The sequence below is a fragment of the Bradyrhizobium sp. USDA 4486 genome, from assembly GCF_054057995.1.
Window position 1 is genome coordinate 4,373,241 of the sequence record NZ_JBSRZV010000001.1, and the last position, 19,454, is coordinate 4,392,694.

At 64.6% G+C, this 19,454-nt stretch carries 19 protein-coding genes; 3 read left to right on the forward strand and 16 right to left on the reverse strand.

The genetic code is table 11. The annotated features are described in order from the left end of the window. Positions 1 to 51 precede the first annotated feature (51 nt). The 7 genes from ACVWY3_RS21230 to glpD form a co-directional block, all read right to left on the reverse strand. Complete coding sequence (locus ACVWY3_RS21230) at positions 52 to 1,794, reverse strand: ABC transporter substrate-binding protein (RefSeq protein WP_456843413.1); 1,743 nt, start codon at positions 1,792 to 1,794, stop codon at positions 52 to 54. A 131-nt stretch (positions 1,795 to 1,925) separates the two neighbouring features. After that, positions 1,926 to 2,255, reverse strand: a complete 330-nt coding sequence (locus tag ACVWY3_RS21235) for a DUF2160 domain-containing protein (RefSeq protein ID WP_456840219.1) — start codon at positions 2,253 to 2,255, stop codon at positions 1,926 to 1,928. 63 nt (positions 2,256 to 2,318) lie between these two features. Beyond that, positions 2,319 to 3,125, reverse strand: coding sequence for a carbohydrate ABC transporter permease (locus ACVWY3_RS21240; RefSeq protein ID WP_211407701.1), 807 nt, complete (start codon positions 3,123 to 3,125; stop codon positions 2,319 to 2,321). After that, entirely contained in the window at positions 3,125 to 4,099 is a 975-nt protein-coding gene (locus ACVWY3_RS21245) for a carbohydrate ABC transporter permease (protein WP_456840220.1), read from the reverse strand. The genes ACVWY3_RS21240 and ACVWY3_RS21245 overlap by 1 nt, the downstream gene beginning before the upstream one ends. Beyond that, a complete protein-coding gene (locus ACVWY3_RS21250) occupies positions 4,099 to 5,184 on the reverse strand; it encodes an ABC transporter ATP-binding protein (RefSeq protein ID WP_456840221.1) in 1,086 nt (361 codons plus the stop codon). The genes ACVWY3_RS21245 and ACVWY3_RS21250 overlap by 1 nt, the downstream gene beginning before the upstream one ends. Positions 5,185 to 5,196: 12 nt before the next feature. Beyond that, complete coding sequence (locus tag ACVWY3_RS21255; protein WP_456840222.1) at positions 5,197 to 6,339, reverse strand: ABC transporter ATP-binding protein; 1,143 nt, start codon at positions 6,337 to 6,339, stop codon at positions 5,197 to 5,199. Beyond that, positions 6,336 to 7,886 (reverse strand): glycerol-3-phosphate dehydrogenase, encoded by a 1,551-nt coding sequence (gene glpD, locus ACVWY3_RS21260; RefSeq protein WP_456840223.1) that lies wholly within the window; start codon positions 7,884 to 7,886, stop codon positions 6,336 to 6,338. The genes ACVWY3_RS21255 and glpD overlap by 4 nt, the downstream gene beginning before the upstream one ends. A gap of 229 nt (positions 7,887 to 8,115) precedes the next feature. On the opposite strand from glpD, the gene ACVWY3_RS21265 reads away from it, so the two are divergent. After that, positions 8,116 to 8,400, forward strand: coding sequence for a type II toxin-antitoxin system Phd/YefM family antitoxin (locus ACVWY3_RS21265; protein WP_456843414.1), 285 nt, complete (start codon positions 8,116 to 8,118; stop codon positions 8,398 to 8,400). Continuing rightward, positions 8,397 to 8,822, forward strand: coding sequence for a PIN domain-containing protein (locus ACVWY3_RS21270; protein ID WP_456840224.1), 426 nt, complete (start codon positions 8,397 to 8,399; stop codon positions 8,820 to 8,822). Before ACVWY3_RS21265 ends, ACVWY3_RS21270 begins: the two co-directional genes overlap by 4 nt. Positions 8,823 to 8,826: 4 nt before the next feature. Here ACVWY3_RS21270 and ACVWY3_RS21275 read toward each other — a convergent pair whose 3' ends face one another. Next, positions 8,827 to 9,660 carry a DeoR/GlpR family DNA-binding transcription regulator gene (locus tag ACVWY3_RS21275; protein WP_456840225.1) on the reverse strand — a complete coding sequence of 278 codons (834 nt, stop codon included), beginning with the start codon at positions 9,658 to 9,660 and terminating at the stop codon, positions 8,827 to 8,829. 87 nt (positions 9,661 to 9,747) lie between these two features. Further along, positions 9,748 to 10,434: an HAD family hydrolase gene (locus ACVWY3_RS21280; protein WP_456840226.1), complete on the reverse strand. Its 687-nt coding sequence runs from the start codon at positions 10,432 to 10,434 to the stop codon at positions 9,748 to 9,750. A gap of 154 nt (positions 10,435 to 10,588) precedes the next feature. On the opposite strand from ACVWY3_RS21280, the gene ACVWY3_RS21285 reads away from it, so the two are divergent. Beyond that, positions 10,589 to 11,041, forward strand: coding sequence for a nuclear transport factor 2 family protein (locus tag ACVWY3_RS21285; RefSeq protein ID WP_456840227.1), 453 nt, complete (start codon positions 10,589 to 10,591; stop codon positions 11,039 to 11,041). A gap of 139 nt (positions 11,042 to 11,180) precedes the next feature. Here ACVWY3_RS21285 and ACVWY3_RS21290 read toward each other — a convergent pair whose 3' ends face one another. The 7 genes from ACVWY3_RS21290 to ACVWY3_RS21320 all read right to left on the reverse strand — a co-directional run bounded on the left by ACVWY3_RS21290 (position 11,181) and on the right by ACVWY3_RS21320 (position 19,438). Next, positions 11,181 to 11,372, reverse strand: a complete 192-nt coding sequence (locus ACVWY3_RS21290) for a hypothetical protein (protein WP_456840228.1) — start codon at positions 11,370 to 11,372, stop codon at positions 11,181 to 11,183. A 190-nt stretch (positions 11,373 to 11,562) separates the two neighbouring features. Further along, on the reverse strand, positions 11,563 to 11,973 hold the full coding sequence (locus tag ACVWY3_RS21295; protein ID WP_456840229.1) for an acyl-CoA thioesterase: 411 nt from the start codon (positions 11,971 to 11,973) through the stop codon (positions 11,563 to 11,565). Positions 11,974 to 11,980: 7 nt separating this feature from the next. Further along, a complete protein-coding gene (locus tag ACVWY3_RS21300) occupies positions 11,981 to 14,077 on the reverse strand; it encodes a 3-hydroxyacyl-CoA dehydrogenase NAD-binding domain-containing protein (RefSeq protein WP_456840230.1) in 2,097 nt (698 codons plus the stop codon). A 2-nt stretch (positions 14,078 to 14,079) separates the two neighbouring features. Next, on the reverse strand, positions 14,080 to 15,363 hold the full coding sequence (locus ACVWY3_RS21305) for an acetyl-CoA C-acetyltransferase (protein ID WP_456840231.1): 1,284 nt from the start codon (positions 15,361 to 15,363) through the stop codon (positions 14,080 to 14,082). After that, complete coding sequence (locus ACVWY3_RS21310; protein ID WP_456840232.1) at positions 15,363 to 17,630, reverse strand: acyl-CoA dehydrogenase; 2,268 nt, start codon at positions 17,628 to 17,630, stop codon at positions 15,363 to 15,365. The genes ACVWY3_RS21305 and ACVWY3_RS21310 overlap by 1 nt, the downstream gene beginning before the upstream one ends. 411 nt (positions 17,631 to 18,041) lie before the next feature. Continuing rightward, a complete protein-coding gene (locus ACVWY3_RS21315) occupies positions 18,042 to 18,665 on the reverse strand; it encodes a flavin reductase family protein (protein WP_456840233.1) in 624 nt (207 codons plus the stop codon). 173 nt (positions 18,666 to 18,838) lie between these two features. After that, on the reverse strand, positions 18,839 to 19,438 hold the full coding sequence (locus tag ACVWY3_RS21320) for a TetR/AcrR family transcriptional regulator (protein ID WP_456840234.1): 600 nt from the start codon (positions 19,436 to 19,438) through the stop codon (positions 18,839 to 18,841). Between the last annotated feature and the right edge of the window lie 16 nt (positions 19,439 to 19,454).

Genomic DNA, 19,454 nt, shown 5'->3' on the forward strand with positions numbered 1-19,454 from the left:
AAAAGGCCGGGATCGCTCCCGGCCTTTCGCATTTGACGAGCTAGACGCCGCTTACTTCGCTTCCGCGCGCTTCGGGGGCTGCGCCGGCCACGACTTGATCAGCGTGTCGTAGTCCACCGTCTCGCCCTTCGGCTTCTCGTTGGCGAGCTTGCGCTGCGGAGCGATGGTGCCGTCCTTCTGGGCCTTGGCGAACCAGTACTCGGCCGTCTCCTTCTTGTGCAGCTTCGGACCGCAGGCGCCCTGCACGCCGGACTTCTCCAGGCGCTCCATCACGGAGTCCTGGGCCGCCGCGAGAGCGTCCATCGCCTGCTGCGGCGTCTTCGCACCGGACGACGCATCGCCGATGTTCTGCCACCACAGCTGGGCGAGCTTCGGATAGTCCGGCACGTTGTTGCCGGTCGGGGTCCACTGCACGCGCGCGGGCGAGCGGTAGAACTCGATCAGGCCGCCGAGCTTCGGCGCACGCTCGGTGAACGACTTGTCCCAGATGTCGGATTCACGGATGAAGGTGAGACCGACATGGCTCTTCTTCAGGCTCACCGATTTGGAGACGATGAACTGGAGATAGAGCCAGGCTGCCTTGCGGCGGTCCGCCGGCGTCGACTTCAGCAGCGTCGCGGAGCCGGCATCCTGGTAGCCGAGCTTCATGCCTTCCTTCCAGTAGGCGCCGTGCGGCGACGGAGCCATACGCCATTTCGGCGTACCGTCCTCATTCACCACGGGCAGACCGGGCTTCACCATGTCGGCGGTGAAGGCGGTGTACCAGAAGATCTGCTGGGCGATGTTGCCCTGCGCCGGAACGGGGCCGGCTTCGGAGAAGGTCATGCCCTGCGCCTGCGGCGGCGCATACTTCTTCAGCCACTCGAGATATTTGGTGATCGAGTAGACCGCGGCCGGACCGTTGGTGTCGCCACCACGCTCGACCGAGGAGCCGACCGGGCGGCAGCCTTCCATGCGGATGCCCCACTCGTCGACCGGCAGACCGTTCGGAATGCCCTTGTCACCGTTGCCGGCCATCGACAGCCAGGCGTCGGTAAAGCGCCATCCCAGCGAGGGGTCCTTCTTGCCATAGTCCATATGGCCGTAGACCTTGACGCCGTTGATCTCCTTGATGTCGTTGGTGAAGAACTCGGCGATGTCCTCGTAGGCGGACCAGTTCACGGGCACGCCGAGCTCGTAGCCGTACTTGGCCTTGAACTTGGCCTTGTAGTCGGGGTTGGTGAACCAGTCGTAGCGGAACCAGTAGAGGTTGGCGAACTGCTGGTCGGGCAGCTGATAGAGCTTGCCGTCCGGCGCCGTGGTGAACGACTTGCCGATGAAGTCGTTGACGTCGAGCATCGGGTCGGTGACGTCCTTGCCTTCGCCGGTCATGTAATCCGACAGGATCACGGTCTGGCCGTAGCGGAAGTGGGTACCGATCAGGTCGCTGTCGTTGATCCAGCCGTCATAGACGTTCTTGCCGGACTGCATCTGGGTCTGCAGCTTCTCGACGACGTCACCTTCCTGGATCAGGTCGTGCTTGAGCTTGATGCCGGTGAGTTCGGAGAACGCCTTGGCCAGCGTCTGCGACTCGTATTCGTGGGTGGTGATGGTCTCGGAGACGACGTTGATCTCCATGCCCTTGAACGGCTCGGCCGCCTTGGCGAACCACTCCAGCTCCTTCTTCTGGTCTTCCTTCGACAGCGTCGAGGGCTGGAATTCCGCGATCCACTTCTGGATCACGGCCTCGTCGGCGGCGCGGACCGGCGCCGAGACGGCGAACGACACCGCGACGATCGCGGCGGCGCTGGACATGGTCAGAAAGCTGCTCTTGGTCAATGGACCTTTCCTTCTCCTAAACTGTCGCATGTTGTTCCTCCGTTGCAGCGACAAACTTTTATACAGGCCCGGGTTAGATCCCGGATCTGGCCGTCCCTTCGCGAGCTTCAGACCGTGCGGAAAATGAGCGCGGCCGTGACCAGCGAAATTCCTGATGCGAGCCACAGGCTCGAGATTTCAAAACCCTCCTCGCCGACCGGCAGCGTCGCGATCGCGTCGGTGCCGACGAGGCCGATCCAGAGCAGATGGATCACGGCGGCCGCGATCAGCGAGATGAACAGGCGATCGCCGCGCGTGGTCGGAATGCTGAGCACGCCGACACGCTCGGTTTCGGGGTAGACCGCGGCGAGCCACGTCATCACCGCCAGCGTGCAGGCGAGCGCGGCGAAGAAGATAGCGGTCGGCAGCGTCCAGGCCATCCATGCGATGGATTCCATAGCTCTTACTCCTTGCGCATGACCTGGTCCGAAAACCGGTTTTCACTTTTCGGGATCATGGGGTCAGACCCGGCCGAGCGCGAAGCCCCGCGCGATGTAGTTGCGGACGAACCAGATCACCAGCGCGCCCGGAATGATGGTGAGCACGCCGGCCGCCGCAAGCAAGCCCCAGTCCATGCCGGCGGCCGACACCGTGCGCGTCATGATCGCGGCGATGGGCTTGGCCTGCACCGAGGTCAGCGTGCGTGCGAGCAGCAGCTCCACCCAGGAGAACATGAAGCAGAAGAAGGCGGCGACGCCGATGCCGCTCGCAATCAGCGGCACCAGGATCTTGATGAAGAAGCGCGGGAAGGAATAGCCGTCGAGGAAGGCGGTCTCGTCGATCTCGCGCGGCACACCGGAGACGAAGCCCTCGAGGATCCACACCGCGAGCGGAACGTTGAAGATGCAATGCGCGAGCGCCACCGCCCAGGGCGTATCGAACAGGCCGATCGCCGAATAGAGGTTGAAGAACGGCAGCGCATAGACCGCGGCCGGCGCCATGCGGTTCGACAGCAGCCAGAAGAACAAATGCTTGTCGCCGAGGAAGCGATAGCGCGAGAAGGCGTAGGCCGCCGGCAGCGCCACCGAGATCGAGATGATGGTGTTGAGAACGACGTATTCCAACGAGTTGATGTAGCCGGAATACCAGCTCTCGTCGGTGAAGATGCGCTTGTAGTGCTGCAAGGTCGGCGTGTGCGGCCACAGCGTCATTGTCGAGACGATCTCGCTGTTTGTCTTGAAGCTCATATTGACGAGCCAGTAGATCGGCAGCAGCAGGAAGACCAGGAACAGCCCCATGATGAGGCGGCGGCCGGGAATCGAATGCATCAGGCCACTCCTTCCTTTGGCTTGAGCGCGGGTACGGGCTTCAGCGCGGCCGAAGGCTTGGGCTCCACCGCCGGCTCGCTCTCCGCCTGGACCTTTCGTTCGACGCCGGCATTGGTCATGACGGTGTAGAAGATCCAGCACACGATCAGAATGATCAGATTGTAGACCAGCGACAGCGCGGCGGCCTTGCCGAGGTCGAACTGGCCGAGCGCGATCTTGACCAGCTCGATCGACACGAAAGTGGTGGAGTTGCCGGGTCCGCCGCCGGTGACGACGAACGGCTCGGTGTAGATCATGAAGCTGTCCATGAAGCGCAGCAGCACCGCGATCAGCAGCACCCGGTTCATCTTCGGCAGCTGGATCGCCTTGAACACCGCCCAGCGCGAGGCGCCGTCGATCTGGGCCGCCTGGTAGTAGGCATCCGGGATCGACTTCAGGCCGGCATAGCAGAGCAGCGCGACGAGGCTGGTCCAGTGCCAGACGTCCATCACGATGACGGTGACCCAGGCGTCGATCTCGTTGGAGACGTAGTTATAGTCGATGCCGATGGCGTTCAGCACGTAGCCGAGCAGGCCGATATCGGGCCGGCCGAAGATCTGCCAGATCGTGCCGACCACGTTCCACGGAATCAGGAGCGGCAGCGCGAGGATGATGAGGCAGGCCGCGACGGTCCAGCCCTGGCGCGGCATCGACAGCGCGACGACGATGCCGAGCGGCACCTCGATCGCGAGGATCACCATCGAGAAGAATAGGTTTCGCCCGAGCGAGGCGAGGAAGCGGCCGCCGAGATCGGTCGAGGGGTCGAGCAGCTCCTTGAACCAGCCGACACCGTTCCAGAAGAATTGGTTGTTGCCGAAGGTATCCTGCATCGAATAGTTCACCACCGTCATCAGCGGCAGCACCGCCGAGAAGGCGACCACCAAGAACACCGGCAGCACCAGGAACCAGGCTTTTTGGTTGACGGTCTTGTCCATCAGGCGGCTCCCTCCACCAGAAGGCTGTCGGCATAGACGTGGACATGCGACGGATCGAATTTGAGCCCGGCCGTGCTGTCGGATGAGGTGAAGCCCGCCGGCGCGCGCGCCGCGAGTTTGGCATCGCCAACACGCACGCGCGCGAAGCGGATGCGGCCGAGATCGTCGATGCGTTCGATCTTCGCGCTGAGCAGGCCTGGCGCGGGCATGACGGCCTCGACGAATTCGGGGCGCACGCCGATCTCGATCTTGGCACCCGCCGGAAGATTGTCGTAGGCGCGGTTGAGCGCGATGATGTGGCCGTCGACCCTGGCCTCGCGTCCCCTCACCTCCGCCGGCAGGATGTTCATGCCGGGCGAGCCGATGAAGTAACCGACGAAGGTGTGTGCCGGCTTGTCGAACAGCTCGGCCGGCGTGCCGCTCTGCACCACGCGGCCGTCATGCATGACGACGACGGTGTCGGCGAAGGTCAGCGCCTCGGTTTGGTCATGGGTGACGTAGATCATCGTGAGGTCGAGCTCGCGATGCAGCGCCTTCAGCTTGGAGCGCAGCTGCCATTTCAGCTCGGGATCGATCACCGTCAGTGGTTCGTCGAACAGCACGGCGGCAACGTCGGAGCGGACGAGGCCACGGCCGAGCGAGATCTTCTGCTTGGCGTCGGCGGTGAGACGCGTGGCCTTGCGGTTCAGATAGGGCTCGAGGTCGAGCAGGCGGCCGATCTCGGCGACGCGCTTGTCGATCTCGGCCTTCGGTACGCCGCGGTTCTTCAGCGGAAATGCCAGATTCTGCCCGACGGTCATGGTGTCGTAGATGACCGGAAACTGGAACACCTGGGCGATGTTGCGCTTCTGGGTCGACAGCGGCGTGATGTCCTTGCCGTCGAACAGGATCTTGCCGCGCGAGGGCGTGATGATGCCCGAGATCACATTGAGCAGCGTGGTCTTGCCGCAACCGGACGGGCCAAGCAGCGCATAGGCGCCGCCCTGCCGCCAGGTCATGGTCACCGGCTTCAGCGCAAAGCTTTCCTGCGGCGCATCATTGCCGCCGTAGGAATGGGCGAGATCGACGAGGTCAATGCGGGCCATGGCGCATCTCCCTCAAGCTTTTTTCTTTGACGCGTTTTCTTCACGCGAACCGCTAGGCACTTCGCTTGAAAACGCTATAGGGCCCGGAGCGGCGACCAGGCGGTCAGCCGCATCGAACACAAACACATCGTTGGGATCAAGCACGGCATCGAGGATGGTCTGGCCGGGCTCGAACTCGTGCACGCCGTGCAGCACCGCCACCCAGTTCGATCCGTCGCGGGTCAGATGCACGAAACTCTCCGAACCGGTGATCTCGGTCACCGTAACAGTGGCGTGGAAGGCATGGCGGTCGGCCTCGCCATCGGCAAGCCCAAGCTGATGGGCGCGGAAGCCGACGCGATAGGTGCCATCGGCGAGCGAGGAATAGAGGCCGGAGGCCGGCGAGGCCGTGCCGCCGGCATATAGCACAGAGCCGTTCCTCTTCTCGATGCCGACCAGATTGAGCGGCGGATCGGAGAAGACCTGCGCGACGCGCAAGGTCTGCGGCCGGCGGTAGACATTGGCGGTCTCGCCCATCTGCAGCGCCTGCCCTTCCCACATACAGACCGTGTTGCCGCCGAGCAGCAGCGCCTCGGTCGGCTCCGTGGTGGCATAGACGAAGATCGCGCCCGAGGCCTCGAAAATGCGCGGAAGCTCGGCGCGCAGCTCTTCGCGCAGCTTGTAGTCAAGATTGGCGAGCGGCTCGTCGAGCAGCACGAGATCGGCGCCCTTGACCAGCGCGCGCGCGATCGCGGTGCGCTGCTGCTGGCCGCCGGAGAGCTGGAGCGGCGTGCGCTTGAGGAACGGCTCGAGCCGCAGCAGCTTTGCCGCCTCGGCCACGCGCTTCTCGATCTCCTCGCGCGGCTTGCCCTGCACGCGCAGGGGCGAGGCGATGTTCTCATAGACCGTGAGCGAGGGGTAGTTGATGAATTGCTGGTAGACCATCGCGACCGACCGCTCGCGCACGTCGGCGCCGGTGACGTCCTTGCCACCAACCAGCACCCTGCCCGTCGTCGGCTTATCGAGGCCGGCGAGCAGCCGCATGATCGAGGTTTTGCCCGACAGCGTCGGTCCGAGCAGCACGTTGAGCGTGCCGCTCTCGAGCGTCAGCGAGACGTCGCGGATATGCGCGATGCCGTCGACGGTCCGGGTGACGTGATCGAGTGTCACGCTCATGGGCGTCCTCCTGCTTCCAGCAGTGGACTTTGCTGCACAGCGTGGGTCCTGATCCAGTCGTCAAGCGCTGCGATCTCGTCGGCACTTAGTCGCAGGCCGAGCTTGGAACGGCGCCAGACGATGTCCTCGGCCGTGACCGCCCATTCATTGGCGATGAGATAGCGCACCTCGCGCTCGGTCAGCGTCGCACCGAAGACCTGGCCGAGATCGGCGGCCGATTTGGCGTCACCGAGCAGCTTGATCGCCCTGGTGCCGTAGGCGCGCGCAAGGCGGCGTGCATGCTCATGGCTGAGGAAGGGATAGCCGCGCTGAAGCTCGGCGACCAGGCCGTCGACATCGGACACGCCCATGTCGCCGCCGGGCAGTGGCCATTTGCCGGTCCAGCCCTCGCGCGCTTTTGCACTGCGAAGATAGGGCGCGAGCCGCTCCAGCGCCTCTTCGGCGAGGCGCCGATAGGTGGTGATCTTGCCGCCGTAGATCGACAGCAGCGGCACGCCACCGGGGGTATCGAGCTCGAACACGTAATCGCGCGTCGCGGCTTTGGCCTCGTTGGCGCCATCGTCATAAAGCGGTCGCACGCCGGAATAGGTCCAGACCACGTCATCGGACGTGACGGGTTTCGCCAGATACTCGCTCGCCGCCGTGCAGAGATACTGGATCTCCTCCGGCGTCGCCTTCACCTTGGCAGGATCGCCGTCATAATCCCGGTCCGTCGTGCCGATCAGCGTGAAATCGTCCTGATAAGGAATCACGAAGATGATGCGCCCGTCAGCATTCTGGAACATGTAGGCGCGGTCGTGGTCGTAGAGCTTCTTGACCACGATATGCGAGCCCTGCACCAGGCGTACCTTGGCTTTGGAGTTGACGCCGGCGCCGCGGCCGAGCACGTCCTCGACCCAGGGGCCGCCGGCATTGACCAAGGCCTTCGCCCGGATCGACGAGCGCGCGCCGGTCAGCGTGTTGACCATGCCGACGGTCCAGATGCCGTCGGACTGGCGGATCTCGGTGGCGCGGGTGCGGGTGCGGATCTCCGCGCCCTTGTCGGCGGCATCGCGCGCGTTGAGCACGACAAGGCGGGCGTCGTCGACGAAGCAGTCCGAGTATTCGAACGCGCGGCTGTAGCGATTCGGGATCAGCGGCTTGCCGACCTCGTCACGCCGAAGATCGACCGAACGGGTGGCCGGCAGCAGGTGCCGGCCCCCGATATGGTCATAAAGGAAGAGACCGAGGCGCAGCAGCCAGGCGGGGCGCAACCCGGCGTGATGCGGCAAGACGAAACGTAGGGGCCGGATGATGTGGGGCGCGATGCCCCAGAGGATTTCTCGCTCGATCAGCGCCTCGCGGACCAGCCGAAACTCGTAATATTCGAGATAGCGCAGGCCGCCGTGCACCAGCTTGGTCGACCAGGACGACGTCCCGCTCGCCAGATCGTTCATTTCACACAGGAAAACCGTGTTGCCGCGGCCCACCGCGTCGCGCGCGATGCCGCAGCCGTTAACACCGCCTCCAATGATGGCGAGGTCGAAAATACGCTCCAACAGACGCATCCCCCGGCGACCGCTCGTTCCTCGAGCGACTACTTTCGTTTTTGATTAGATCACACCAAAAAACGAAAGCAAGATGAAAGAGAGGGGAAGCGAAGTGAAAGAGGAACTTTTTTTGGCGAGCAATTGGACCGGAAATGAAGCAGTTCGGAGCTGCGATTCGAGGCGGACGCACCCTTGAACGTCAGCGATGCAGAATTATAGTCATAATAGTCATATTGGTTTCTGCTTCATGATCGATAACAACCCTGCACGTGAGTCCCTTCCGATTGATGACACCTGGACGCTCGCCAATGCCAAGGCGCGGTTGTCGGAGGTCATCGACCGCGCTCAAACCGGACCGCAGGTCATCACCCGACACGGCAAGCCCAATGCGGTGGTGGTTTCCGCCGAGGAATGGGCGCGCAAGACAGCGCGCAAGGGCACCCTCGCCGAATTCCTGCTCGCCTCGCCACTGCGCGGCGCCGAGCTTGAGCTCGATCGCGTGCACGACACGCCACGCGACGAAATGCCGTGAACCTGCTGCTCGACACCAACGTGCTGTCCGAGGTTCAGCGGCCTGCGCCTTCGCCGAAAGTCCTGGCGTGGCTCGATACGATCGACGAGGACCGTGCGTTCATCAGCGTTGCATCAATCGCTGAGCTTCGCCGCGGCATCGCATTGCTGGAGGAGGGCCGGCGGCGCACCGCGCTGGCCGCCTGGCTTGCCAACGATCTGCCGGCGCGGTTCGCCCGACGAGTCCTGCCGATCGATCACGCCGTGGCCGAGCGCTGGGGCGACCTGATGGCCCAGAGCCGCAGAAGCGGCGTCGCATTGTCTGTTATGGACGGCTTCTTTGCGGCCACGGCGCTCACGAACAGCCTCACGCTCGTCACGCGCAATACGAAGGATTTTGCCCCCTTCGGCGTGCCGCTACTCAACCCGTGGGACGAAGCTTAGGCCGCTATCTCAACCGCACGACCGGCGCCGCGTCCTGCGCATCGGTCTGGGTGTCGTCGATATCCGCTCCCTTCGGCATCGCCTCCACCACCTCGATGCCCTTGCTGTGGCAGATGGTGGCGAGGCGCTCGGGAAGCTCCTGGTCGGTGACGAAGGTCTGGATCTGGGTGATGTGGGCGATGCGCACCGGCGCGCTGCGCCGGAGCTTTGTCGAATCGGCAACCAGCATGACGCTGCGGGCATTGGCGATGATGGCCTGCGCCACCTGCACCTCGCGATAGTCGAAGTCGAGCAGCGCGCCTTCCTCGTCGATCGCGGACGCGCCGATGATGGCATAGTCGACCTTGAACTGGCCGATCAGCTGCGTCGCGGTCGAACCGACCACGGCGCCGTCGGCGCGGCGGACCGTGCCACCTGCGACCACCACCTCGATGCGGGGATGGCGGTAGAGCAGCATGGCGACGTTGAGATTGTTGGTGATGACGAGGAGATCCTCGTGCGAGGTCAGCGCGCTTGCCACCTCCTCGGTCGTGGTGCCGATGTTGATGAACAGCGAGCAGCCGTTCGGGATCAGCGAGGCGGCGGCGGCACCAATGGCTTTCTTCTCATCCGCGGCCACGAAGCGGCGCGCCTCGTAGGCTAGGTTTTCCACGCCGGAGGCGATGATGGCGCCGCCATGGATGCGGGTCAGCGATCTCCGTTCGCAGAGATCGTTGAGGTCCTTGCGGATGGTCTGCGCCGAGACCTCGAACTTGCGCGCGAGTTCCTCGACCGTGACACGGCCGGACGCGCGCGCGATGTTGAGGATTTCGGCTTGGCGGTGGGTCAGTCCGGTCACGGCAATGGCCTCAAATCAGAATGCCGCATGGTGCGGCGGTTCGCGCGTCCGGTCAATGCACACGCCGATCACGGTTAACGGATGGCCTCACCACGCCATCGCGGCGGAGAGACGCGCAAGCAGTTCCGGATCGTCATAGGCGCTGGCGGAGGCGACCGCGCCTGACGCAACCAGGTCAGCATGGCTGAGGCTGGTGCGGATGCCGATGGTCGGAATGCCGGCCGCTGCGGCGGATTGCACGCCCGTGCGGGAGTCCTCGAATGCGATCGAAGCCTCCGGCCTCGCGCCGACGAACCGCAGCCCCTCTTGATAAGGCAGCGGATGCGGCTTGCCGTGCGGCAACTCGGCGCCGATCACGAGCGCCCTGAAACGGTGCGTGATGCCGAGGCCGGACAGCAGCAGCTCGGCGTTGAGACGCGGCGCGTTGGTCACGGCGACCATGGGAATGCCGGCGCTGTCGGCCCGGTCGAGCAGCGCCATCAGACCCGGCAGCGGCGCGATCTGCCCGGCAGCCAGCGTGCGGAAGACCTCCTCCTTCTCGTCGAGAATCAGGGTGCGCCGCTCCGGCGCCTCGTGGGACAGAAAGCGCTCGCCAATTGCGACGTTGGCGAAGCCTTGCAGCTCCCTGGAGAAGCGCGCGTGGTCGAAGACATGGCCGTGCGGGCCGAGCACCTGGTTGAAGGCCTTCAAGTGCAACGGGTCGGTGTCGGCGAGCGTGCCATCGACGTCGAACAGCAATGCCCTGCCCATCGTCCCCGGTTTGGCCTCGATCATTTCCGTACTTTCTAAAATGCGCGACGCATCGATGCGCGACACGTATCAATATGGCCTCCATCGCGCAATGACGCATCCACATGACGACAATGCGCCACTCGACAAAGTGGCGCGCGGCTGCAACACTCGGTGCAAGACCAAAAAGGAGGAAACGATGACGATCAACCGACGCGACCTCGCTCTCTCGACCCTCGCCGTCTCGGCGCTTGCGCTCACATCACCTGCGTTCGCCGCATCGGCGGACGAAGAAGCCGTGGCGAAGAAGGTCGAGGCCTTCCGCCTCGCCCAGATCGCGGCCGACCCGAAGGCGCTCGGCGCGCTGTGCTGGGACGATCTCAGCTACAGCCATTCCAGCGGCAAGGTCGAGGACAAGGCGACCTTCATCGCCAACGCCACCGACGGCAAATCGAAATTCCTGTCGATCGAATACAAGGACCCCACCATCAAGGTGGTCGGTCCCGCCGCGATCGTGCGCTTCCACTGGCTGGGCGAGCAGGAGATGGCGGCCGATGGGAAGAAAGTGTCGACCAATCTTCACATCCTGATGAATTGGCAGAAGCAGGGCGACGAGTGGAAGCTCTTGTCGCGCGCCGCGACGAAATTGTGATGTGACCGCCCACCCTCTCCGCTCATGTCCGCCTTCGCCAAGGCTTCGGCGAACATGAGGGAAGGAAAATGCAGCCGCATCAAGGGCTGCAAAAAATTCCGACCACGCTTCGCGCGCCCCGAAATGACGGATGCGACGCTTACGCCGCCTCCTTCACATCGCCGTTGACCAGCTTGCGCGCAGCGCGCTCGGCTTCGCGGGGGTTGCGGAAGAGTTGGCCTTCGAGGCGGTTGAAGCGGTGCGACGAGGCGAAGAAGCAATAGCCTCCTTGGGAACGAACGACGATACCTGCGGTCTGCGAATTAACTTCGATGATGTAGCTGTCCGGCATGGTCCGTGAAGTCCTCAGTGCGCGCAGATAACGGCATCCAGGCCCAAAGGTTCCTGGGCATTTGAGGCCGTTTCCACCCCGAATCGACACGCAATTGAGTACGCCGGGACCTCATCCGTTTTATGACCTGTTCTTGGCGAAGCCGCGACGGATGCGGACGAGATGCCGCGCAGTCGTCCGCCGCGCGCGCTTACGTCGCGATCGACGCGTCAGGGGCGCGCACTTCCTGTGGCCGGCCGTGCTCGTCGATCGAGACGTAGGTAAAATTGCCGTCGGTGACCAGGAACGGATGCTCCTCGCCGCGACGCAGCGCCCAGGCTTCGAGATGCACGGTCATTGACGTGCGCCCGACGCGCACGAGATTGGCATAAACCGAGACGAGATCGCCGACATACACCGCTTTGCGAAAATTCATGGCCTCGATCGCCACCGTCACGGTGCGCGACTTCGCGACCTTTGAAGCAAACACGCCGCCACCGACGTCCATCTGGCTGAGCAGCCAGCCGCCGAAGATGTCGCCGTTGGCATTGGTGTCAGCGGGCATCGCCAGCGTGCGGATGCAGAGATCGCCGCGCGGCGCGGCGTCGGACTTTTCGTTCATATCGCTCTCACTTGAAATTATCCCAGCCCGGATCGGGCGCGAAGCGTCCGCCGAATCGTTCGGCCAGCGCGCGCAGCGTGGATACAATATTTTCCACGCCGCGCGTGCGCGCATAGTTCAGCGGGCCGCCGCGGAACGGCGCATAACCTGTGCCGAAGATCATGGCGCCATCGACGGCATCGGGGTCATCGACGATGCCCTCGCGAAGCGCCGCGACGCAGACATTGGACATCGGCAGCACCAGGCGGTCGATCATCTGGTCGGTGACGCGCGGGCCGGTTTCGGGCAGCGGTGCCTTCTCGGCCTTGCCGTCCTTCCAGGTGTAAAAACCCTTGCCGGTCTTGCGGCCGAGCTCGCCCTTGGTGACCTTCTCGCGCAGCCAGGCCGGCGTCGGCGGCAGGAGGTCGCCGAACTTGGCGCGCAGCATGTCGCCGACGTCGAGGCAGATGTCGAGACCGACCTGATCGGCGAGCTCGATCGGTCCAATCGGCATACCGAACTGTTCGGCGGCAGCATCGATCAGGCGCTGGTCGATCTTCTCGTCCAGCATCACCATCGCCTCCAGCATGTAGGGCGTCAGCGCGCGGTTGACGAGGAAGCCGGGCGAGCTCTTGACGGCCAGCGGCAGGCGATCGATAGCGCCGACAAAGGCGAGCGCTTCTTTCAGCACATCGGGGGCGTTGCCGTCATGGCCGACGACCTCGACCAGCTGCAGGCGCGACACCGGATTGAAGAAATGCAGGCCGACCAGCCGCTCCGGCCGCGCCAGCGTGGTCCGCAGATCCTGCAGCGGAATGCTGGACGTGTTGGTCGCAAGGATCGCGCCCGGCTTCATGCGTGGTTCGAGGCCGGCATAGACCTTCTGCTTCAGCTCGAGCTTTTCCGGCACGGCCTCGATGATCAGATCGGCGTTGCGGACGCCCTCCCCGTCCATATCCGGAATCAGGCGATCGAGCGCGTCGCGCACCTCGGTGGCTTTTCGGATGATCTTGCCGTAGAGCTCGGCGGCACGCTTCACAGCGCCTGCGATCGGCTCCGCCTTCATGTCGGCGAGCGAGACGCGCAGCCCCTGTCCCGCACACCAGGCCGCGATGTCGCCGCCCATGGCGCCGGCGCCGATGACATGGACGTGCTTGATCGCGTTGCCGCTTCCGGCCACCTTCTTCATCTGCTCGCGCAGGAAGAAGACCCTGATCAAATTCTGCGCGGTCGGCGTCACCATCAGCTTGGCAAATGATGCCTGCTCGGCCTTCAGCATCGCAGCCTTGCTGCCGCCATGCCTCTCCCAGAGATCGATCAGCGCGTAAGGCGCCGGATAATGCTCGCGGGACGCGGCCTTCGCCGCCTCCGAGCGCATGCGTTTTGCGAGCAGCCCGCGCACGGTGCCGAAATTGGCCGCGCGTGTCAGGACGCCTGGACGCGCGCGCTTCAGGCGGCCGAACAGCGCGTCCTTCACGGCGCCCCGGACATGGCGCTCCTGCGTCACGCTATCGACCAGGCCGAGCGATTTGGCGCGGCGCGCATCGATGGTGCGCCCCGTGAGCATCAGCGCCATCGACTGCGTGGGATTGACCAGCGCCGTGAAACGCGCGGTGCCGCCGAGGCCGGGATGCAGGCCGAGCATCACCTCCGGGAAGCCGAAGCGCGCGCCGTCGATGGCGATGCGCGACTGGCAGGCCAGCGCGACCTCGAGCCCGCCGCCGAGGCAGAAGCCGTGGATCACTGCGACCGTCGGCAGCTTGAGCGCTTCCAGATGATCCACCACCGCATGCGCGGCGCGGATGCGTGTCTCCACCGTCTCGGCATCGCTGGCGCCGCGGAATTCGTTGACGTCGGCGCCGGCAATGAAGCCGGAGGGTTTTGCCGAGCGGATCACGAGACCGGCCGGACGCTCGGTCTCGATCGCCGCGAGCACTGCGTCGAACTCCTCCATCACGTCGGAAGAGAGCGTGTTGGCGCTGGAATCGGCACGGTCGAACAGCAGCCAGGCGACGCCGTCGGCATCGCGCGTCAGCTTGAAGTGCTTGTAGCGGCCGTCCGGAGCGGGCTGCGGCCCGAGCTCCAATACGCGATCGCCGAGCGCGGTCATGATCTTCGAATCCATGCTCACACCACCTCGATCAGCATCGCGCCGCCGAGCCCGCCGCCGATGCATTCGGTGGCGACACCACGCCGCGTGCCGAGCCGCTTCATCGCATTGACGAGATGCAGAACGATGCGGTTGCCGGAGGTGCCGACGGGATGGCCGAGCGAGATCGCACCGCCATCGACATTGAGCCTTTCACGGTCGATCTCGCCGGCAGCGCCGTCGAGGCCAAGAATCTCGCGGCAGAATTTGTCGTCGTTCCAGGCGGCGAGGCATCCGAGCACCTGTGTGGCAAAGGCCTCGTTCAGCTCCCAGGTGTCGACGTCCTTGATGGTGAGGTCGTTGCGCTGAAGCAGCGGCGTTGCCGACATCACGGGACCGAGCCCCATGATGCTGGGATCGAGCGCGGCCCAGTGGCTGTCGACGATCGCAGCCTTCGGCGTCAGCCTGTGCTTTGCCACCGCCGCGTCGGAAGCAAGGATCACCCAGGAGGCGCCGTCGGTGATCTGCGAGGAATTGCCGGCGGTGACCTGGCCCCAGGGCCGCTCGAACACCGGCCTCAGCTTTGCAAGTGACTCGGCCGTCGAGTCCGGGCGCACGCCGTCGTCATGATCGAAGAACTTGCCGTCGCGGGAGAACGCAGTCTCGACCTCGCCTTTCAAAAAGCCCTCGGCCTGCGCGCGGGCGAGCCGGCGATGGCTCTCGGCGGCGTAGGCATCGGACTGGGCGCGCGTGATGCCGAAGAGATGGCCGACGACTTCGGCTGTCTGGCCCATGTTGAGATCGGTGATGGGATCGGTCAGCCCGCGCTCGAGGCCGATGATCGGCTTGAGATAGCGCGGGCGCAGCTTGAACGCGGCGGCGAGTTTTGCGGCGACGCCCTTGGCAGTGGCAAGGCCGGCGAACCAGCGCACGCCGGAATTGGGCCAGACCAGCGGCGCGTGGCTCAGCGCCTCGGTGCCGCCGGCCAGGATCATGTCGGCGTGGCCCTCGCGGATGTAGCGATAGGCGGTGTCGATCGACTGCATGCCCGAGCCGCAATTGATCTGCACCGTGAAGGCGACCATGTCCTCGCCCATGCCAAGCCGGAGTGCGGCGACGCGCGCCGGGTTCATCTCGTCGGCGATGACGTTGACGCAGCCGAGAATGACCTGGTCGAAATCATCTGGAGCAAACGGCTGGCGCGCCAGCAGCGGCCGGCCGCATTGCACGGCGAGATCGACCGGCGTGAACGGCCCGGGCCCGGAACGCGCCTTCAGAAACGGCGTCCGGCTGCCGTCGACGATGAAAACCGGTCGTGCCATCAGCTCGCCGCCCTCTGTTCCCCGAGTTCCTGGAAGAACTGATGCACGTCGCCGATTTTCTTGTAAATCGGCGACAGGGCCTCCGGCGCAAAATCGTCGACCTCGATCACTTTTGTGGCGGCTTCACGAGCGGCCGCGAGCTGCTCGCCCTCGGCCTGCGTGATCACGCCCTTGGTGACGGCGTCCTTCCAGTCCCAAATATGCGCAGCGCGCATGCGCCTGGCGATCGCGTCGGCACCTGCCACGAGCTTGAATGCGCGCTCCAGCCGGGCAAAGCCGCTGTCGTCATCGACATGGGCGAGATCCGGCGTAAGCCGCTCCCGCGCGGCCGACGGCTCCAGCACAATGCTTGCGCATTCGTGCACGACGCGGTCGGAGGGGCCGAGCACGCGGGCGCCGAACGGCTGGACCACGAACTTGAGGAAGCCGGCGACGAAGCGGTTGGGCAGATTGGCGAGAATCTCGGCAAGCCGGTTCTCGATGGTCTTGAACCCCGTTGCCATGCACCATTCCAGCGCCGCAAAATCCTCCTTCTGCCGGCCTTCGTCCTGCCAACGCTTCAGCGCGGCCGAGAGCAGATACAGCTCGGAGAGGATGTCGCCGAAGCGCGCCGACAGCATCTCCTTGCGTTTGAGCGCGCCGCCCAGCGTGAGCAACGCCATATCGGCGCAGAGCGCGAAGGCCGCGGAGTAGCGCGAGAGCTGGCGATAGAAGGGCGTGGCGTCGCCCGCATCCGGAGCCATCGCGAAGGCGCCGAAGGTCCAGCTCTGGCCGAAGGCACGGAACAATGTCCGCAAGCTATGGCCGACATGCTTCCAGAACGCCTTGTCGAATGCGGTGAGCCCGCGCTCGCGATCGGTATCGGCCAGCGCGTTCATCTCGTCGAGCAGATAAGGATGCGCGCGAATCGCGCCCTGCCCGAACACGATGAGATTGCGCGTAAGGATATTGGCGCCTTCGACGGTGATGCCCACAGGCACGGCACGGTGCAGGTTGCCGAGATAATTCTGCGGGCCGTCGATCACGGCCTTGCCGCCGTGGATATCCATGGCATCGTCGACGGCGGTGCGCATCCGCTCAGTCGCGTGCAGCTTCATGATGCCGGAGATGACGGCAGGATGAACGCCGGCATTCAGCGCCGCGCAGGTCAGCCGCCGTGCTGCATCGAGCTGATAGGCGGTGGCGACGATGCGCGCGAGCGGCTCCTCGACGCCCTCGAACTTGGAGATGGAGATGCCGAACTGCTCGCGGATGCGGGCATAGGCGCCGGTGGTGCGCGCGGCATAGGCCGCGCCGGCAGCGGAGAGCGAGGGCAGCGAGATGCCGCGGCCGGCGGCAAGCGCCGTCATCAGCATCTTCCAGCCCTGGCCGAGGCGTTCCTTGCCGCCGATGACGTAGTCGAGCGGGATGAAGACGCCGCGGCCCCAGTTCGGGCCGTTCTGGAACACCTGCATGGACGGCAGATGGCGATGGCCGATCTCGACACCGGGCAGGTTGGTCGGGATCAGTGCGACGGTGATGCCGAGCTCTTCCTGGTTGCCGACGAGATGATCAGGGTCATAGGCCTTGAAGGCGAGCCCTAGCAGCGTCGCCACGGGGCCGAGCGTGATATAGCGCTTGTGCCAGTTCAGCCTGAGGCCGACGACTTCGCGGCCCTCGAAATCGCCCTTGCAGATGATGCCGGTGTCGATCATCGAGGCGGCATCGGAGCCGGCCTCGGGGCTGGTGAGGCCGAAGCAGGGAATGTCGCGGCCGTCGGCCAGCCGTGGCAACCAGCGCTCCTGTTGTTCTTTGGTGCCGAAGCGCATCAAGAGCTCGCCGGGGCCGAGCGAGTTCGGCACCATCACGGTGACCGCTGCTGCGATCGAGCGGGTCGAGATCTTGCGCACGACTTCCGAATGCGCATAGGGCGAGAAGCCGAGGCCGCCAAACTCCTTCGGTATAATCATGCCGAAGAACTTCTCGCGCTTGACGAAATGCCAGACGTCCGGCGGCAGGTCGCGCCATTCCCAGAAGATCTTCCATTCGTCGAGCATGGCGCAGAGCTCGTCGACGGGGCCGTTGAGGAAGGCCTGCTCCACGGCGGTCAGCCGCGCCTGCGGCACCTTCAACAGCTTGGTCCAATCAGGGTTGCCGGTGAAGAGGTCGGCGTCCCACCAGACGTCACCGGCCTCCAGCGCCTCGCGTTCGGTGTCGGACATCGCCGGCAGCACGCCGCGCGCCCAGGAGAAGATCGGCTTTGTGATTTTGTCGCGGCGGAAGCTCATGGCGGACCTCATGGATCGGCGCGGGTGTCGGCATTTTAGCGGAAAGTGGCCGGCGAAAGTGAACATCTCGGCGGCAAAAAAGACGCGAATCGACGCGGCCGGGCGGCCACCCCCGGGACCATAACGGCCGGGGCGTGCGGGCAGTTCCGGGAGGGGGAATGGGACGAGATGTCTTCGCACGTGTCATTCCGGGGCACGCGAAGCGTGAGCCCCGAATCCATACTCCCGATCGTGGTTATGGATTCCGGGCTCGCGCCTGCCGGCGCGGCGCGGAATGGCGGAGTAGCCTAAAGCGCGATGAGATCAGGATGAATCGTCATCGCGCTTTAGGTTATTGTTTGAGCATGATCCTTTCGGAAAACCGCTGCGCACTTTGCGCTAACGCGGCCCTTCGGGTCCGGATCATGCTCTCTAATCCGGCCGGACCATCTCGAACATGTTTTCCGGCTTGATCTCGAAATAGTCGCCGCGGCGGCCGGCGCGGACGATGGGGCGGGCGGCCGCGGTCTGGTAGACGCCGTCCTTGATCATGGCCTTGTGGATGTGGACGGCGACCACCTCGCCTAGCGTCAGCCAGGCATCGGCCTCCTTGCCGTCGGCGCCCTTGAGGCGGACGATGTCGGACACCTTGCATTCGAAGGCGACCGGGCTCTCGCCGACGCGCGGCACGTTGACGAGCTTGCCGGGCACGGCGGTCAGCCCCGCGATCTCGAATTCGTCGACCTCCGGGGCGACATGCGCGGCGGTCGCGTTCATGTGCTTGGCCAAATCCATCGTCGCGAGATTCCAGACGAACTCGCCGGTCTGCTGGATGTTCTCGACCGAGTCCTTCCAGTTGGTGGAGGAGAAGCCGATGATCGGCGGCACGTAAGCGAAGGCGTTGAAAAAGCTGTAGGGCGCGAGGTTGACGTGGCCCTTGCTGTCGCGCGAGGAGATCCAGCCGATCGGCCGCGGCGCGATGATGGCGTTGAAGGGATCGTGCTTGAGGCCGTGGCCCTTGGACGGCTCGTAGAAGTAAAGGTCTTTGTCGGTCACGCCGCTGTTTCTCCGTTTCTGTCATTCCGGGGCGGTCCGGCGGACCGCGCAAGCGCGGCCCGGAGGACCGAACCCGGAATCTCGAGATTCTCAGGTGCGCAATTGCGCACCGGAGTTCGATGCTTCGCATCGGCCCGGAATGACGGTCAACTTAAAACATCGGGCAAACGACTTCAGTGGCGCGGGGACAGACCCGCGATGACGAAATCGATCATCTGGTCGATGGTCGGGCCCGGCTTGGTGGCGCACTGGGCGATCATCTGGGGGTGGAAGAAGCGCATCATCGCGGTGCAGGCGCACAGCGAGGCCAGTTGCAGGTCCGGCGCCTCGAACTCGCCGGTGGCAGCGCCCTGGGCGATCATCTGGCCGATGACGCCGGCAATGCACTCCATATGTGCGACGCAGACGTCCCAGTCCTCCTCCATCGCGATCGCGACCATCTCGTGCAGCTTGTTATCGCCGACATAGCGCTCGGTGTTCATGCGGTGGATGGTCGTGAGCAGCTCGCGGAAGCGCTCGGGCACCGGACCGGGCTTGGCCACGATCCGCTGCGCCTCCAGCTCGACCTCGCCCATCAGGCGCCGCGCCACCGCCTGGTGAATCGCCTTCTTCGATTCGAAGAAGCGATAGACGTTGGCGGGGCTCATCCTGAGCTCCTTGGCGATGTCCCCGACCGTGGTCTTCTGATAGCCGATCTGGCGGAACAGCCGCTCGGCCACCTCGAGGATACGATCCCGGGTGTCGCCTTCGATATGTTCCGCAATCAGTGTCATTTTGTCAGGACTCGTT